The 17,693-nt window shown below is 56.7% G+C and carries 14 protein-coding genes; 4 read left to right on the plus strand and 10 right to left on the minus strand.

Features of this window, described 5'->3' with window-relative positions; translation table 11 throughout:
- Window positions 1–11: 11 nt before the first annotated feature.
- The 7 genes from nanQ to ABLU80_RS15645 all read right to left on the minus strand — a co-directional run bounded on the left by nanQ (window position 12) and on the right by ABLU80_RS15645 (window position 6,223).
- A complete protein-coding gene (gene nanQ, locus ABLU80_RS15615; protein ID WP_348850159.1) occupies window positions 12–485 on the minus strand; it encodes an N-acetylneuraminate anomerase in 474 nt (157 codons plus the stop codon).
- Window positions 482–1,357, minus strand: a complete 876-nt coding sequence (locus ABLU80_RS15620) for an N-acetylmannosamine kinase (protein ID WP_348850160.1) — start codon at window positions 1,355–1,357, stop codon at window positions 482–484. Before ABLU80_RS15620 ends, nanQ begins: the two co-directional genes overlap by 4 nt.
- Window positions 1,354–2,043 carry an N-acetylmannosamine-6-phosphate 2-epimerase gene (locus ABLU80_RS15625; protein ID WP_047079769.1) on the minus strand — a complete coding sequence of 230 codons (690 nt, stop codon included), beginning with the start codon at window positions 2,041–2,043 and terminating at the stop codon, window positions 1,354–1,356. The genes ABLU80_RS15620 and ABLU80_RS15625 overlap by 4 nt, the downstream gene beginning before the upstream one ends.
- A gap of 45 nt (window positions 2,044–2,088) precedes the next feature.
- Window positions 2,089–3,579: an MFS transporter gene (locus tag ABLU80_RS15630; protein WP_020077939.1), complete on the minus strand. Its 1,491-nt coding sequence runs from the start codon at window positions 3,577–3,579 to the stop codon at window positions 2,089–2,091.
- A gap of 137 nt (window positions 3,580–3,716) precedes the next feature.
- Entirely contained in the window at window positions 3,717–4,610 is an 894-nt protein-coding gene (nanA, locus tag ABLU80_RS15635; RefSeq protein ID WP_015703468.1) for an N-acetylneuraminate lyase, read from the minus strand.
- A gap of 134 nt (window positions 4,611–4,744) precedes the next feature.
- Complete coding sequence (gene nanR, locus ABLU80_RS15640; protein WP_042897796.1) at window positions 4,745–5,527, minus strand: transcriptional regulator NanR; 783 nt, start codon at window positions 5,525–5,527, stop codon at window positions 4,745–4,747.
- A gap of 528 nt (window positions 5,528–6,055) precedes the next feature.
- Window positions 6,056–6,223 carry a hypothetical protein gene (locus ABLU80_RS15645; RefSeq protein ID WP_015369706.1) on the minus strand — a complete coding sequence of 56 codons (168 nt, stop codon included), beginning with the start codon at window positions 6,221–6,223 and terminating at the stop codon, window positions 6,056–6,058.
- 53 nt (window positions 6,224–6,276) lie between these two features.
- Between ABLU80_RS15645 and iroB the strand changes: the two genes are divergently transcribed.
- From iroB to ABLU80_RS15665, 4 genes are all read left to right on the plus strand, one after another.
- Window positions 6,277–7,392, plus strand: coding sequence for a salmochelin biosynthesis C-glycosyltransferase IroB (gene iroB, locus ABLU80_RS15650; RefSeq protein WP_047076545.1), 1,116 nt, complete (start codon window positions 6,277–6,279; stop codon window positions 7,390–7,392).
- Window positions 7,393–7,438: 46 nt separating this feature from the next.
- Entirely contained in the window at window positions 7,439–11,107 is a 3,669-nt protein-coding gene (gene iroC, locus ABLU80_RS15655) for a salmochelin/enterobactin export ABC transporter IroC (protein ID WP_348850162.1), read from the plus strand.
- A 103-nt stretch (window positions 11,108–11,210) separates the two neighbouring features.
- Window positions 11,211–12,449: an alpha/beta hydrolase-fold protein gene (locus tag ABLU80_RS15660; protein WP_032715827.1), complete on the plus strand. Its 1,239-nt coding sequence runs from the start codon at window positions 11,211–11,213 to the stop codon at window positions 12,447–12,449.
- Between the two features lie 83 nt (window positions 12,450–12,532).
- Complete coding sequence (locus ABLU80_RS15665) at window positions 12,533–13,465, plus strand: alpha/beta hydrolase (protein ID WP_348850163.1); 933 nt, start codon at window positions 12,533–12,535, stop codon at window positions 13,463–13,465.
- A 54-nt stretch (window positions 13,466–13,519) separates the two neighbouring features.
- Here the strand turns inward: ABLU80_RS15665 and iroN are convergent, their stop codons facing one another.
- From iroN to ABLU80_RS15680, 3 genes are all read right to left on the minus strand, one after another.
- Complete coding sequence (iroN, locus tag ABLU80_RS15670) at window positions 13,520–15,694, minus strand: siderophore salmochelin receptor IroN (RefSeq protein ID WP_015703473.1); 2,175 nt, start codon at window positions 15,692–15,694, stop codon at window positions 13,520–13,522.
- Window positions 15,695–15,920: 226 nt separating this feature from the next.
- Window positions 15,921–16,478 carry a DJ-1/PfpI family protein gene (locus tag ABLU80_RS15675; RefSeq protein ID WP_015369700.1) on the minus strand — a complete coding sequence of 186 codons (558 nt, stop codon included), beginning with the start codon at window positions 16,476–16,478 and terminating at the stop codon, window positions 15,921–15,923.
- 22 nt (window positions 16,479–16,500) lie between these two features.
- Window positions 16,501–17,691 carry a glycoside hydrolase family 88 protein gene (locus ABLU80_RS15680; RefSeq protein ID WP_032712521.1) on the minus strand — a complete coding sequence of 397 codons (1,191 nt, stop codon included), beginning with the start codon at window positions 17,689–17,691 and terminating at the stop codon, window positions 16,501–16,503.
- Between the last annotated feature and the right edge of the window lie 2 nt (window positions 17,692–17,693).

The raw sequence follows: 17,693 nt of genomic DNA on the forward strand, positions 1-17,693 counted from the left end.
TAATCTCAGCATCAGTATTCGTTTTGCAAAAGGCTAACATTAACCTTAACGACTACCTTTTTAATCTCCTGCGGCAGTGTCGTAATACATCCAGGTTTATGCGGCTCACCAGGCATAAATATCACGAAATTACCAGGCCGTAGCGTAATGGCCTGCTGATTTTCAATCGCATTACACAACTGATAATCCTCTTCAACGTGTATCGCTTCGCACTGCTGTGCACAATTTACCATTCCCCACAGAATACGTTCTTCACCGCTTAGCAACAGTTGAATATCGATATATTGCGCATGCTGTTCCGATTTTTTACTTTCCGCTGGCTGGGTAGTAAATACCATGACGTTCATAAAAATATCGTCACCGCGTAGATTGAAACGTCCAGGAGATTTCTCCTGTGGACAAGCGGCTACCGCCAGCATCAACGCTTCGGCTAAAATGGGATGTATCCCGGAGGCGGTTAGCGTTCCAATATCACCTGCTATCATGAGTTATTCTCCCGAGCCAGTAACACCGCTCCCAGCAATCCCGCGTCATGTCGGTAATGCGCGGGTTGTAACATTACGTGATATACCGACGGTTCCTGCGCAAGGTAAGCTCTCACCATCTCCAGATAACCTTCCGCCAGGCCGATGCTGCCACCGACCACCACGCGCTGGCAATCCGTTGTCGCTTTTACATCAGCGATCAATCTCGCTAAGGTCTGTGCCGAACGGTGAATAAGCCCAATAGCCTGCTCATCATCCTGCCCGGCACGCATGAAAATCGTTTTCGCATCACATCCGCTGAGTTCTCCCTGAGCGGCGGCCGCCATTCCACGTCCGGAAGCAACAGCCTCTACGCAGCCGCGCCGACCACAACCGCATAGCGGTCCATTCGGGTCCGCTAACGTATGGCCCAGATGGCCGGCGAGACCGCCATTCCCGGTGATTAGCCGACCATTACTCACTACGCCGCCCCCTACACCTGTGGATACCGTGATGAAAACCATGTCGCGACATTCATCCCCCAGAGCATGGTATTCCGCCCATGCCGCAGCTTGCGCATCGTTAACCGCCAGTGTGGGTAGGCCGGTGATTTTTTCCAGGGTCTGCGTCAGCGGAAAATGCTGCAAACCGCCCAGATTGTGGGGATTGATGGCCGACAGCACGCCGCCGCTAATTATTCCGGTAGAGGCAATTGCCACTCGCTGGGCGCGAGCAAATAACGGCACGATCAGCTCTTGCAGCGCCGAACATAGCGCTTCCGGCATTTTGCTGGCGGGTGTCGGCAACTCACGGCGTTTAAGGAGGTTCAGGTCATCATCCACCAGCGCGGCGGCGAGTTTGGTTCCGCCGATATCAATAGCAAGCGTAGTCATGACACCGCCTTTTTTAACGCCGAGTTATACCACTGGCAGATATGCTCAAGACGAGTGATGGCAGAGCCAACGGTCACGGCCCATGCCCCCTGGCGCATCGCAGTTGCCGCCTGCGCCGGGGTATTGTAGCGCCCCTCCGCAATCACCCGGCATCCGGCCTCGCTGAGTGTTTTCACCAGAGCGAAATCGGGTTCTTCCGGCGTTTTTACCGTCGTGTAGCCAGAAAGCGTCGTCCCGATAATGTCGGCTCCCTGCTGCTGGCAAGCCATCCCATCTTCAAAAGTGGAACAGTCGGCCATCGCCAGCAAAGCATGCTGATGAATTCGCGCCAGCAGTGCCGCAACGGTAACCGGGCGCAGGCGATCGGTACCATCCACGGCGATAATATCCGCCCCGCCTTGCGCGAGCGCATCAACATCTTCAAGGAACGGGGTGATCCGGACTGGCGAATCGTCGAGATCGCGTTTCATAATCCCGATGATAGGAATAGAAACGACGGCGCGGGTGGCGCGTAAATTATCAATACCTTCAATACGCAGCGCGACCGCCCCTGCCTGCTCCGCCGCCAGGGCCATCGCAGCGACAATTTCAGGCTTATCCAGCGGGCTATTTGGTACAGGCTGGCAGGAAACTATCAAACCACCAGATTGCGCAATGTTTTGATTAAGCTGTTGAAGTAGAGACATCATCATATCCTTAGGCAAACATTCGTGATTGGCCGGGCGCCATGGTTAATTTTTACTTTTCGCTAATGTGCTTTTACCGCGACCAAACGGCCCTGCGCCGCTGAACGGTTTGCCATCGATCGCATCATGGGTACGCATGGCTTCCGGGCGGATCCACCGCTGGACGCGAGTTGGCATATCAAGCCCGATAAGTAAGATCACCACGAACGTCAGGCTAAAGGAGAGCGAACCCAGCGCGGTGCCTAAATCCAGGCGTTGAGCAATTAACGCCCCGAGAATCGGCGCTAACGCGCCGCCCAAAGCACCGACGTTGTAAGTAAATCCCAGACCCGCAGCACGCTGATCGGTTTCGAAATAACCGCCGATCAGCTTCGGTAAGATCCCTGAAATTCCTTGACCCAGCATTTGCTGGAAGAACAGTAACAAACCGAGCACCCAGACATTGGTGCCGCCTATCGCAAATACCGGAACGATCAGCAGTTGCGAAGCCAGTAAACTGCAAACGTAAGCTTTACGGGTCCCCAGCCAGTCGCCGAGGAAACCGCCGACGCAGCAGCCGACGGCTGCACCAAAACCGCTAAAGAACAATACGTTAGCAACAGTATGTGGATCATAGGCCAGTTCAGTTTTCAGATAAGTAGGCAGCAGCGCCTGAATCGGCCAAGAGTAGAGGAAAGCGAAGAGCACCACCACCATCAACATCACGCCGGTCGGCCAGCGTTTACCGCTGCTTTGCACCATGAAACTGATGAAAATAATGGCGCATACCAGGCCCAGCAGCGCAACCAACCCGGCGATACGCGCCTCGCCGGCAAAGCAGTACCATAACGACGCGCCGGCCACAAAGGTCATGATGATGTTTAGCACCCGATGCTGGCCGCGATAGAGAATATCGACCATCGTACGTACCGGCGCTTTACCTTCGTGCTTCTCTTTCCAGTCTTCCGCTTCCGGAATGTTTTTACGCAACCAGAGGGCAAAAACGATGGGGACAATGCCGATGAAAAAGAGCGCACGCCAGCCCCAAACGGGCACCACCAGACTATAAACCTGCGCGGCGACGACGGCGCCAACCGAGAAGCCAGAGATCAGAAATCCACTCGCCTTGTTCCGCAAGTGTTTCGGCCAACTTTCAATAACATAGGTGGCGCTGGAGCCATATTCTCCCGCCATGCCCATCCCAATAACCAGCCGGGCAATAAAGAGAGAGGTGTAGCCAGGGGCAAAACCGCAGGCCAGCGTACCCAACGAAAAAAGAACAATGCTGGTCACCATCGCCAGGCGGCGACCGTAGCGATCCCCCATTGCCCCGAGCATCAAGCCGCCAAACCAGCGAGAGATAAAAGCGGCGGAAATCAGGCTTGCCGCCTGTACCGTCGTCAAACCAAATTCCCCCTGAACCTCAGTGAGCACCAGGGCGATTAAGACAAAATCAAAACCATCAAGCAAATACCCTAACCAGGCGGCGGAAAATGCCCGCCACTGCGCCCGGTTAAGATGACGATACCACGGGATATTCTGGGTTGTTGTACTCATGGTGAGTCTCCCGCGATGGGCTGCGCCCACTCGCTTTGGTATGAATTGAATATCGTTGTTGCCGGATGACGCCCGCTTCAGATGTCTGATTAAATCTCTTATCGAAAGCGCAGTTTATGAGCGTCTCCGGCGAGAAATCAGCCACGCTCCTGCATTAACTGCTGCGCCAGCGCTTTCAATTCGGCCTGGAATTTATCCTCTACCGGCGCAAACGGTTTACGGCAGAGTGGTACGGAGAGCACATCCATATAGTGCAGCACCGTTTTCAGTCCACGGAATACGCCCACTTTGACTAACAGATCGATGACCTTATTACACTCATGCTGCAGCTGCTGCGCCTTCGCGGTGTCGCCCTCTTTCAGCGCCTGCACGATCCCCAGATAGCGCCAGGCCATAATGTTATAGGTACTACCGATCCCGCCGTCAGCGCCCGCCAGCAAGCCGGAAGCGAAAATTTCGTCATAGCCGTTGTAGAGCACCAGTTCCGGATGCGCGCGACGGATTTGCTCCATTTGATAGAGATCGCCAGACGTTTGTTTTAACGCGCCCACCCCCGGTAATGTCACCAGTTGGTTAATCTGCTCTAAGGTCAGTTTTACCCCACTCAGCGCCGGAATGTTGTAGACCACCATCGGTATCCCATCAGCAGAATCAATAATTGCGCGATAATGATCGCAGTGCTCTTCAAAGCTGAACGGGTAGTAGAACGGCGTTACCGCGGAAACCGCATCAAAACCATAGCGCTTAGCCGCCACCGCCAGCTGCTGGCTTTCCGCCGTACTGACGCAACCAACATGCGCAATTAAGGTAATTTTCCCTTTCGCCTCTTCCGCTACGATTTCAAGGACTTCTTCGCGCTCGGACAGGCTCTGAACGAAGGCCTCCCCGGTCGATCCGCCGACGTAAACCCCATCAACGCCCTGCTCAATATTGAAACGTACTAACCGACGCAGGCTCGCCCGATCGATGTTCTGCTGTGCGTCGAATGGGGTCAGAAGCGCGGGCATCACGCCACGTAAATGGCTAACCATATATACCTCGTAATGATATTTGACTGGATTAACTATGTACCTTTATACCTGTTATACCAGATCATTTTTAAAGCAGTACAATAGGGAAAGCTTATTGTGCGATCGAGTTCACTAAACCGATCGCGAAGCAGGGATCATTTAGCGGATTTTTTGGTTTTACCTAAGGCACGCCAGGTGGCGGAAACACTTTTGAGGTGGGTTTGCAACGCACGATCGGCTTCGTCCGGATCGCGATCGCGTATGGCGTTAAATATGGCGATATGCTCTTGAAAACTGACGTTATTGTGATGATGAAGCTCTTGCTCCGACACTTTCGGCCGCGCAGCGATTAGCCAGTCAAGCAAAGCAACATGCGTCGCCATAAAGATAGGGTTGCCGGGGATCTCCGCCAGCACGCGGTGGAAATCGACGTCTGAGCGAATAAATTGCGCGTTATCATCCAGCGACTGGCCGTTAATCTCCAGCGCCTTGCTTAACAGGGAAATCTGCTCATCCGTGGCGTTCTCAGCCGCATAGCGCACCAGGCTTGATTCGAAAAAAAGACGTAACTGCTCGAAATGCGCGATACCGCCAGGCGCGGAGAGAAAATCCTTCGCCAGCCCGGAAAGCTCGGAAATGATGGTGTCCGCCGACGGTCTCGAGACTCGCGCACGTTCGCCATTGTTGATTTGCACCAGGCCCTTACGCTTGAGCGCAGCCAGCGCTTCACGTACCGACGGGCGCCCGACGTTAAAAAACGCCATCAGCTCACGTTCGGAGGGAAGCTGTCCACCTTCGCCAAACTCGCCGCGACGAATCATCTGCTCCAACTCTTCTTCCACCATTTCAGACAACTTTTTGCGCGCCAGTGGGCGTCGGCGCAGGCTGTTGCCGATAGTTTCCTGGGTGTCATCTGACGAGTGATCGAACGCGCTCATAAGTATCGTTTAACCTGGAAAAAAGAGAAAAAGTTTCGCTTTTTCATCATATCACAAATCATACGCGGGTAATGAACAGCGGTAAGCAGCCGCTTTCCGCAATAAAAAAATAACCGATTGGCCTTTGTCCCAGCAGAACAACATCACTTACCGGAACCCATCGCCCCTCCTGAAAAGCTCACCTGCGATTTGTCCTATAAACGTTTACCCGTTCTATTAAGTTTTTACTTATCATTGCAATTTGCAAATGATATTGGTAATTATTCTCATTAGCATTTGCATTGGTGATTTCTTTGGCAAGGTATACCGAGGCCGTATGGGAACGAGCATCGCCTGAACAACGGCGCTTTGTCCCTTACCGACCCGCGAAGGCGACGCTATCAGGATGATGCGACACGGTGTCTTCAGGAATTACGGACATCGCCCAGCGCGTTGACCGGCCTCTCACCCGGCAAATGCGGTCTCACAAGCCGCCGTGGCAGTGCGGCGGCGCGTCAGGCCGTTCATCAGGACAATGACGCGCAAGCGTTAATGGAAGTCGGGACAGGGAATTCCCGATTCGTCAGCGTGCGCTACGGATTCACCGCCTGCGATAGGGTCGCCGGCGTTGCCGTGCGTCGCGCTGGCGAAACTAAAAAATGGCGCAGCGCCAGGCACAGCCGGGTTAACGATAGTTAACGTCGCGCTGGCCGGCATATTGACTGCGTCGACTTCCTGAATTAGTTCGTCAAGCGGAGAGGGATTTTCTCATGCGCATTCTGTTTGTTGGCCCACCACTCTATGGGCTGCTATACCCGGTGCTGTCTTTGGCGCAGGCATTTCGCGTTAACGGTCACGAAGTGCTGATCGCCAGTAGCGGTAAATTCGCCCAAAAGGCGGCCGAGGCAGGGCTGGTGGTGTTTGATGCCGCGCCCGGCTTCGATTCGGAGGCCGATTATCGCCGCCGCGAGGCGCAGCGGAAGGAAAGTAACATCGGCACCAAAATGGGCAACTTCTCGTTCTTCAGCGAAGAGATGGCCGACCAACTGGTGGAGTTTGCCGGACACTGGCGGCCCGACCTTATCGTCTATCCTCCCCTCGGCGTCGTCGGGCCGCTGATCGCCGCCAAATACGATATCCCGGTGGTCATGCAAACTGTCGGCTTCGGCCACACCCCCTGGCATATCAAAGGTGTGACGCGCTCGCTCGCTGACGCCTACCGCCGCCACGGCGTCGAAGCTCCGCCGCAGGATATGGCGTGGATCGACGTGACGCCGCCGAGTATGAGCATCCTGCAAAACGATGGCGAACCGATCATTCCCATGCAATACGTGCCGTATAACGGCGGTGCGGTTTGGGAAGAATGGTGGGAACGCACGCCCGATCGCAAACGGCTACTGGTCAGCCTGGGCACCGTCAAACCGATGGTCGATGGCCTCGATCTGATCTCCTGGGTGATGGATTCCGCCAGTGACGTCGATGCCGAGATCATTCTGCATCTCTCAGCCAATGCGCGCTCCGATCTACGCGCGTTGCCGTCAAACGTTCGCCTGGTTGACTGGATCCCGATGGGCGCCTTCCTCAACGGCGCCGATGGTTTTATCCATCACGGCGGCGCTGGCAACACCCTGACGGCGCTGCACGCGGGTATTCCACAGATCGTTTTTGGCCAGGGGGCCGATCGCCCAGTAAACGCCCGCGCGGTAGTCGATCGCGGCTGCGGGATCATCCCCGGCGACGGAGGTCTGTCGAGCAGCATGATCAATGCTTTCCTCGACGATCGCGCATTACGTACGGCCTCTGAAGAGGTGGCGGCGGAAATGGCGGCGCAGGCCTGCCCAACCGAGGTGGCGAAAGAACTGGCCGCCATGGCGCAAAAAGGGTAATGGCCGCCGTGGCGGATTTCATCTTTAAATTGACGGAGGAGGCTTAATGCCTGCGACTCACTCTCCCACACCCGCGCGGTCCTGGATAATCCGCCTTGCGCGCGTGTGCTGGGAACGTAAGAAACTTAGCGCTATCGTGGTGGTGGCGTCGGTGTCGACCATTCTGCTGGCCGCGCTGACGCCGCTACTGACGCGGCAGGCGGTAAATGATGCGCTGGCGGGAAATCCTACCCGCCTGCCGTGGCTGGCCTGCGGGCTGCTACTGATCGCCTTTTTTGATTTCATCGGTAACTATGTACGACGCGGCTATGCTGGCGAGCTATCGCTGTGGGTGCAGCACACCCTGCGAGGACGAGCGTTCGACAGTATTCAAAAGCTCGATGGCGCAGGCCAGGATGCGCTGCGTACCGGACAGGTGATTTCACGGACCAATAGCGATCTGCAGCAAATGCATACCCTATTGCAGATGGCTCCGGTACCGCTGGCGGTATTTACCTACTACATCGCCGGTATTGCCGTGATGCTGTGGATGTCGCCGGCCATGACGCTAATCGTGGTCTGCGTGCTGGCGTGTCTTGCCATTACCGCGCTGCGCGCCCGTCGTCGGGTATTCGCTCAGACGGGGCTGGCTTCAGACCGGCTGGCGAATCTGACCGAGCACATGCGCGAAGTTCTGGCGCAGATCTCGGTGGTGAAATCCTGCGTGGCGGAACTGCGCGAAACGCGCTGGCTGGATCGTCAGTCGCGGCAGATGGTGCGCGTGCGCATCGGCGCGGCCATTTCGCAGGCGATGCCTGGCGCTACCATGCTGGCGCTACCGGTACTCGGGCAAATCGTTCTACTGTGCTACGGCGGCTGGTCAGTGATGCACGGGCGAATTGACCTCGGGACCTTCGTGGCCTTTGCCAGTTTCCTCGCCATGTTGACCGGACCTACCCGTGTGCTGGCGTCGTTCCTGGTGATCGCCCAACGTACCCAGGCATCCGTAGAACGGGTATTCGCTCTGATCGACACCCGTTCGCAAATGGTTGACGGTAGCGAAGCGCTCAATGGTCGTGTTATTGGCCTGCAGCTAGAAAAAGTGAACTTCGGTTATGGCAGCGGCAGCCGTATCCTGAGCGATGTTTCCTTCTCCCTACAGGCGGGTGAAACGCTGGCGGTAGTCGGCGCGTCGGGCTCCGGTAAATCGACGCTGCTAATGCTGCTGGCGCGCTTTTACGATCCCAGCGCTGGCGATATTTGGCTAAACACCAGCACCGGTCGGCAGAACCTTCGCGATCTCAAGCTTGAGGCGTTACGCCGTCAGGTGGGGGTGGTATTTGAAGACGCCTTTCTGTTTGCCGGAACGGTCGCGGAAAATATCGCCTACGGCCACCCGCAGGCGACGATGGAAGATATTCGCCGCGCGGCGGCGGCGGCAGGCGCCAGCGAGTTTATCAATGCCTTACCGAAAGGCTTCGATACCCGCCTAACCGAGCGCGGCACTAACCTCTCCGGTGGACAGCGGCAACGCATCGCGCTGGCGCGGGCGCTGATTACCGCACCGGAACTGTTGATTCTCGATGACACCACATCGGCGGTAGATGCCGGCACCGAGGCGGAGATCAATGCCGCGCTGGGTCGTTACGCCGATGACCAGCACATGCTGCTGGTGATTGCCCGCCGCCGGGCAACGCTGCGGTTGGCCAGTCGAATTGTGGTGTTGGATAAAGGGCAAGTGGTGGACATCGGCAGCCAGGCTGAGCTTGAGTCTCGCTGCCCGGCGTTCCGCGCGCTGATGACCGGCGACGGGGATTTCCTCGAACCTGCCGCCGGCGGCTGCCGCGATCTTTGGCCAACAACGCCAGTGATGCATAACGAGGAGCCGCAAGCGTTGCCGGAAGTTGACGGCAACGGTTTTGTCGCCCGCATGACCCGCGTGCCGGAACAGGCGGTTCAACAGGCGCTGGCCGGAGAGGGACGTAGATTGACCTCGCTGCTGCGGCCGGTGGCGTGGATGTTCATCATCGCCGCCCTGCTGATCGCGCTGGATTCTGCCGCTGGCGTCGGCGTGTTAATACTGCTGCAGCGCGGTATTGACTCGGGGGTTGCCGCAGGCGATATGGCGACTATCGGCGTCTGCGCCCTGCTCGCCCTGTGCCTGGTGGTCATAAGCTGGTGTTGTTATTCACTACAAACCATCTTCGCCGCCAGAGCGGCGGAGTCGGTTCAACATACGGTACGCTTGCGCAGCTTCGGCCATATGCTGCGTCTTGCCCTCCCCTGGCATGAAAAGCACGTTGATTCACGCCTGACCCGGATGACCGTCGATGTCGACTCCCTCGCCCGCTTTCTGCAAAACGGCCTTGCCGGCGCGGCCACCAGCCTGGTCACGATGTTCGCCATCGCCGCGGCCATGTTCTGGCTCGACCCCATTCTGGCGTTGACGGCCTTAAGCGCAGTGCCGGTAGTCGCGCTGGCGACCTGGGTTTATCGTCGCCTGAGCTCTCCAGCCTATGCCCAGGCGCGCCTTGAAATCGGCAAGGTGAATAGCACTCTGCAGGAGAAAGTCTCCGGCCTGCGCGTCGTGCAATCCCATGGTCAACAGGAGCAAGAGGCCGCCCGGCTGCGCGCATTATCGGATCGCTTCCGCGCCACCCGCGTACGCGCGCAGAAATATCTTGCGGTCTACTTCCCCTTCCTGACCTTCTGTACCGAGGCCTCCTATGCCGCCGTGCTTCTGGTTGGCGCATCGAGGGTGGCCGAAGGCGAAATGACCGCCGGGGTGCTGGCGGCATTCTTCCTGTTGCTGGGGCAATTTTATGGCCCGGTACAGCAATTATCCGGGATTGTGGATTCCTTCCAGCAGGCGACGGCCAGCGGTAAACATATTGATGAACTGTTGGCGACCGAAGAGACAGAAAACGTCACCCCTTCCTCCACCCAGCCGGCCACGGGGGCATTACAGCTTGATGAAGTTACGTACCGTTATCCCGGCAGCGCTGAGCCCGCGCTGGACAAGCTCACCCTGACCATCCCCGAGGGCAGTGTCGTGGCGGTCGTTGGCCGCAGCGGCGCCGGGAAGTCGACATTGATTAAACTTATCGCCGGACTCTATTCGCCCACCAGCGGGACCATCGGCATTGGGGAACGACAGATGACGGCGACAACCCTTGCCGATTACCGCCGTCAGATCGGGCTGGTCGATCAAGATGTTGCGCTCTTTAGCGGCGATATTGCGGAGAATATACGTTATTCGCGGCCATCCAGCAGCAATGCCGAAGTTGAGATCGCTTCACGGCAGGCAGGCCTGTTTGAGCTGGTACGTCAGCTCCCGCAAGGTTTCCGCACGCCAGTCAATAACGGCGGCGCGGATTTATCCGCCGGACAACGTCAGTTGATTGCGCTGGCTCGCGCCCAGTTGGCGAATGCCCACGTCCTGCTGCTCGATGAAGCCACATCGCGCCTGGATCGCCGCGCGGAAGAGCGCCTCATGTCTTCGTTAACCGAAGTCGCCCGTGCCAGAAAACGCCTGGCGCTAATCGTGGCGCACCGCCTGACCACTGCCCAGCGCTGCGATCTGATCGCCGTTGTCGATAAAGGGCGGCTCGCAGAATACGGTACACACGAGCAATTACTTGCGGCAAACGGCCTCTACGCCCGCTTATGGCGCGATAGCGTCGGCCCGGCAGATGCACGCAACCAACACGACATAACGGGAGAAATCGTGGGATAGTGATGGTAAGCGTTAGACCTTAATCAACACGCCTAAAGCGGCTGTTCGCTGAACAGCCGCTTTAGCTATTTTTACTGGTAGCATGATTTTTCAAAGAGATAGAATGTTCAATATCAATCCACATCCGCCGGTTTCAGCGGCTATCGCCGGCCTGCGCCGCCAGTTGGCGACCGGCAACATTACCGATCTTTCTCATTTCTGGCAGCAGGCCACATCGCTGCCGGTACCGCTAGTAACAACGGTGGACGGCGCAGCCGATGAACGTGAAGTCACTTTTTTGTGGCGCGCCCGCCATCCGCTCAGAGGCGTTTATCTGCGATTAAACCGGGTAACCGACAAAGAAAAGGTGTCACAGGGATTGATGACGCCGGTTCCCGCAACGGATATCTGGACCCTGACGCTGCGCCTGCCGGCCAGCTATTGCGGCTCTTATTCACTGGTGGAGATCCCGCCCGGCACGCCGGAAGAGGTTGTTAACCAGCTTGGGAGCCGCTTTGCCGCTCTCGCCGGACAGGCCGATCCGCTCAATAAGACGCCGGGGATCGCTATTCGCGACGGCGTGCGGGAGTCGGTGCTGGCGCTTGATAACGCCCCCGCTCAATCCGAATGGCGCGGAGGCCGCCACGCCGGCACCTTGCTGACCTCAGAACGGATCGTTGCCGGGCAATCACGGCAGGTGCGTCTGTACCTGCCCGCGGTTGATAAGTCGCAGCCGTTGGGGCTGGTGGTGCTACCCGATGGCGAAACCTGGTTCGATCATCTTGGGGTGTGCGCAGCCATCGACGCCGCGATCGATAGCCGTCGCATTGTTCCCGTGGCGCTGCTGGGCATCGACAATATCGATGAGCGCGAGCGCACCACGATACTCGGCGGGCGCAGCGAACTAATACGGGACGTCGCGGAACATCTCCTGCCGACCATTCGCCGCGAACAGCCGCGACAAAAATGGGCGGATCGCTCACGCACCGTCCTGGCCGGGCAGAGCCTCGGCGGCGTCAGCGCGCTGATGGCCGCCCGCCATGCGCCGGAAACTTTCGGTCTGGTGCTCAGCCATTCGCCTTCCATGTGGTGGACGCCAGATGGCGGCAGTCGCCCCCATTTATTTAGCGCAACCGATACTTCTTGGGTCAGCGAACATGTGTTGTCTGCGCCGCCGCGTACTGTCCGTATCCGCCTGTGTGTGGGCTCACTGGAAGGTTCGACGGTGCCTCACGTCCAGCAGCTTCATCAGCAGCTACAGGCGTCCGGCGTTGATAGTCATTGCGCCATTTACACCGGCGGGCACGACTACGCCTGGTGGCGCGGCGCCTTGCTTGATGGGCTCGGCTTACTGCAGGGTTGACTTGACCAGCAAGCGCTTTCAGGCAACTGTATGTGCTTTCTGAATAACGAAAATTTCACCTGCGGAAAAGGAATAATCATCAGATGTATGCCCGCGAGTCTCGCTCTACGCGCCCGCGCAAGGCGCTTTTTGCCGTTCTTTCTTGCCTCACCCTCAGCTATAGCGCTTCAGGCTTAGCAAAACCGGATATGCAGCCGTTGGGGCCCAATATCGCCGATAAGGGTTCAGCGTTTTACCACTTCAGCGTCAATCAGTTCGATTCCGCCGACGGCGCTCGCCACTATCGGGTATGGACGGCCATACCGAATAAAGCCGCGCCACCAACGGGCTATCCCGTGCTATATATGCTTGATGGTAATGCGGTAATGGATCGCCTGTCTGACGAACTACTCAAGCAGCTGGCGGCGCAATCGCCGCCGGTGATCGTCGCGATCGGTTATCAGACCAACCTGCCATTCGATCTTAACGGCCGGGCCTACGACTATACGCCGGCAGTCAGAAAGAATAATGAAACATATGCTGGCCGCAAAAGCGGCGGCAGTGAAGACTTCCGTCAATTACTGGAAACGCGTATAGCCGCTAAGGCGGAGCAAGGGCTGAAAATCAACCCACAGCGCCGCGGCCTGTGGGGCCACTCATACGGCGGCCTGTTCACGCTCGACTCCTGGCTTTCGTCCTCGTTCTTCCATTCATATTACAGCGCCAGTCCTTCGCTTGGCCGGGACAACTTTGCCCTGCTGAACCGAATCACGGCGGTCGAGCCTGCATCATATTGCGCCAAAAGCCTGGCCATTATGGAGGGTTCGGCGACGCCGGGTGATAACCGGGCAACGCACGCCGCTGAAGTGCTAACTAAAGTACATGCCACCCTCGCCACGCTGAAAGAGAAAGGGGTTAATGCCGCCTTTTGGGATTTCCCTGGCCTGGGGCACGGGCCGATGTTTAACGCCTCATTCCACAGCGCGCTGCTGGATATGAGTCGCGAAAAAGCGTCCAACCAGCATAGTTGTCCTTAACCCAGCGTTGATACTGCCCGCGCGGTTGCGGGCAGTATACTGATGACGATGCGATCAGAATGTCGCCGTCACTCCGGCATAATAGGCCCGACCGGGTTCGTTATAGGTATTCGCCCCTTCGGATGAACGATAAATCTGTTTATCGAAGATATTGCTGACCCCCACGTTCAGACGCAGATTTTTATTAATATCGTAATTAAAGTTGGTACCAACCAGCGAATAAGCCCCCAGCTCTTTACCCGACAGGCCGCCGGTATCTTCGCTGCGCGACTCCGCATGGGTACGCGGTTTTTGTCTACCATACAGCGTCCAGTTGACGCTGGCGGAAAATGCCTGGGTAATCGTCCAGTCCAGGGAGTTGTTGATGGTGTATTTCGGAATAACCGAGAGCGGATTGCCGGTATCTTTTTGTTCCGAGGTAATCATGTAAGTGGCGTTGGTATTCCATTTCAGACGATCCTTCACCAGCGGGAACGCCATACTGGCTTCAATGCCGTCCACTAACGCTTTACCGCCGTTCTGCCACTGGAGGATATAAGCGCCGGAAGCGGTTTGCCCGATAATATCATCGCCGGCCACAATCTTATTCTGATAATCGTTACGGAAATAAGTCACGCTGGCATGATAATCGTCGAGGGCAAACTCCAGGCCGATCTCTTTATTCACGCTGATTTCCGGATCGAGATCTTTATTACCAATCAGGTAGCAGCCGCCTGAAGTAATATCTTTAGGGCAACCGTTGCCTTTCGAATAGAGCAGATAGCCTTCGCTGGATTGATAGAGGTTTGGCGCTTTAAAGGTTCTGGCAATCCCGGCTTTAATTTTGAAGTAATCACCTAATTCCTGCGACAGGTTCAGGCTGGGGCTAAAGTTGCCGCCGGACTCATTAAGATAATCAAAACGCAGGCCGGGAATAATATTGGTTCCGGGCGTCGGTTCAATATTATCTTCAAAATAGATGGCGCTAATTTGTGAATGATTTTTACTGCTGCGATCCGCCGCTGAACCGGGAATACCGCCAATGTTATTATCATTTACCGATAAACCAGTGGAAGAGGGATCGTCAAGCTCATCGCGGTTCCACTCCGCCCCAACGGTCAGAGTCTGATCGACCCATAGATCCAGCGGAATATTGAGTTCGCCGCTGGTGCGCCAGGAGGTCAGGCGGTTAGTGGTGAATTTCTCATCCGCCGAAATACGCCCTTCGCCGCCGCCGGATAAACCTTCATCCATACGGGTGTTATTGGTTTTTTCGTAATAGACTCCAAAGCGGCTTTGCCCCCAATCCCAGACCCCATTATGGGTAATACCGTAATTCTGCCGATACAGGCGGTTAGTCTCTGCGCCAGATTTCGCCAGGCTTTCGGTCACCGCGCTGGAAGAGCTATTTTGCGTATCGCCGGCGTAGATATTACCCTGACGGCTATATCCGGCTTCAAAATCGAGAATTTGCTGCGGATTCACCTTCCAGGAGACGACACCGTTAATATCTTTGTTGCGTACCCCTTCGTGGCCGGCGGCGTTTTTCGTCCCCGCGGAAGAGTTAATATCCCAGCTGTCGGCATCGGTTTTATTCAGGTTGCCGTACAAACGCATCGTCAACGCATCGCCGGCCAGCGGCCCGCTCAGGCTAAAGTTGGCGCGTCGGGTGGCCCCTTCATCGCTGCTTTCCGGTTGGTTGGTGTATAACGAGAGCGAGCCATGCCAGTCATTGGTTGGGCGTTTAGTAATGATATTCACCACCCCGCCCGCCGCGCCGGAGCCATAGCGCGCCGCCGCCGGGCCGCGAATGACTTCGATACGTTCAACCTGTTCCGGCGGTACCCAGTTAGTATCGCCGCGGGTATCACGCTCGCCGCGCCAGCTATAGCGTACGGAGTTACGCGAGGTCACCGGGACGCCATCAATGAGGATTAAGGTGTTTTCCGGCCCCATACCGCGAATATCGATTTGGCGGTTATTACCGCGGGTGCCTGACGCGCTGTTGCCGGTGAGGTTCACCCCCGGCATTTTGCGAATAATATCGGAGAGGTCGTTGACCGGAGGGTCCTTTTTAATATCTTCGCTGGTAATAATTGAAACGCCCGGCTGCTGCTTAAGTACTTGTTCTGCGGTGGCTTCAACGACCAGCGTTTCATCGCTATCATCGGAAGATTTGGCGGCGGATAGCGGGCTATTCAACCCTACCACTAGCGCGGTGAGCGGCCAGAGGATCTTGTTAATTCTCATACCTATTCCCTAATTCATGCCTAACTTAAAGTGGTTGTTCGTTAAGCTCACATCCTTGCCAGGTATTAATATTGTTATTATGTTTTTATTATGAGAATGATAATTAATATCATTTAAGTGAGATTAAGGCAATCCTTGACGCGCTAATAACCAGGCGACATGAGAGGGCGCTACAAAAGTAAAAGGCGCCACTAAGGCGCCTTTAGCAGTCACTGGCTATTTTCCTCTACCACGGATAATAAATATGTTCCGCCTGTTCGCGCGCCGGCGCTTCATCACCCTGTAACCGCGCCGCCAGGGTGAAAGCAAAATCAAATACCTTGCCCAACCCCCGGCCGCTGAGCAGATTGCCGTCTTCCACAACGTCGGCGTCCACGTACACGCCATCGCTCACCTGCTGCCAAAGATCGCCGGAACAGACATAGCGACGCCCCTTCAGCAGCCCATTGCCGCCCAGCACGCGGGCGGCGGCGGAGCAAATCGGGCAGATATATTTACCCGCTTCATCGTGGCGGCGAACGAAGGCAATGACCTCCGCGCTTTTCGCCAGATTAACACTGCCTTCCGGGCCTCCCGGCAACACCACGGCATCAAATGTTTGATCGAAGCTGGCCTTCAGGGTGCTATCCGCTATCATCGGGATAGCGTGGTAGCTCACCACTTCGCGACTCTCACCGCAGGCAATTGTCTGCACCGCAATATTCAGTCGGCGCAGGATATCGATAGTGACTATCGCTTCCCCCTCTTCAAATCCGGGGGCTAATAACACGGCTACGCTTTTCATCTCGCTCTCCATTCCTTGAGGGTTACCAGTACGGGTACCAAATCTGTCGCAGCCGCGCCAGCAGCTCAAGATAGAAATAGTCCCCCCAGCTACAGCATTGATCGACGCCCTTGCCGCTGCCCATGTGATATACCGAGTGCTGCAGCAACCCTTCGGTAGGGTCATCGTCGTGGGCCAGGTAGTTGTCGGTCAGCGACAGCGCAATGCGCAGCGCCATCTCTTCGTAATACGCGCGGTTGGCGTCGAGCGTTGGCAACGCCTTGACCAGCTCCAGCAGGCCGCAGGCGGCAATCGCCGCCGCCGAACTGTCGCGCACGGCATCGGTGCCCAGCAACGCCAGATCCCAATGGCAGACATCATCTTCCGGCAGGCGGTTGAGGAAGTAATGCGCCAGGCTGCGCGACAGCTCAACCATCTGCTTATCGCCGGTGTGCTGATAGCTCAGCAGGAAACCGTAAATGCCCCACGCCTGGCCGCGCGACCAGCATGAGGTATCGCTGTAGCCCTGATGAGTGTTACCAAAGCGCGGCTCGCCGGTCTGCACATCCATATAGTAGGTGTGATAAGTCGAAGCGTCTTCACGCACGATATAATTCGCCGCCTGCCCGGCGTGGGCCGTTGCCGCCTGCGCGTAGCGCGGGTCGCCGGTCTGCTCGCTGGCCCAGTACAGCAGCGGCAGGTTCATATTGCAGTCGATGATCATTCGCCCCTGCTGCTCCGGATCGTTTAAGTCGCCCCACGCCTGGATAATTTTGGCCGTCGGGTTAAAACGCTCCATCAGGCGCTCGGCAGCCAGCAGCGCCGACTGGCGAGCGGCTTCATTGCCGGTGAGCCGCCAGGCGCTGATGCAGGAGAGCGAATAAAGGAAGCCGAGGTCGTGAGTCGCGGTGTCGATACGCTGCTCAATACGCCGGGCGAACGACGGTAAATAGCGCTCGGCGGCTTCGCGGTAGTGCGCTTTGCCGGTCATCTCCCACGCCAGCCACAGCTGGCCCGGCCAAAAACTGGTGGTCCACTCTACGTTATCGGTACGCGGCCAGATGCCGTTTTCACAAGCTTCGCCGGGGAACTTATCGCCGAAGGCAACGATATTTTTGTCCAGCTTGCGCGTCACGCGGGCCAGCGCGTCTTCCAGCTTCTGGCTCAACGCCAGGCGGTCGACCTGATGCAGTTCTATCGGCCGCAGCGCTTCGGTGATAACAGATTTGGTCATAA

Origin of the sequence: Klebsiella sp. CN_Kp104 (assembly GCF_040064515.1) — a bacterium.
GTDB classification, from domain to species: Bacteria; Pseudomonadota; Gammaproteobacteria; order Enterobacterales; family Enterobacteriaceae; genus Klebsiella; species Klebsiella aerogenes.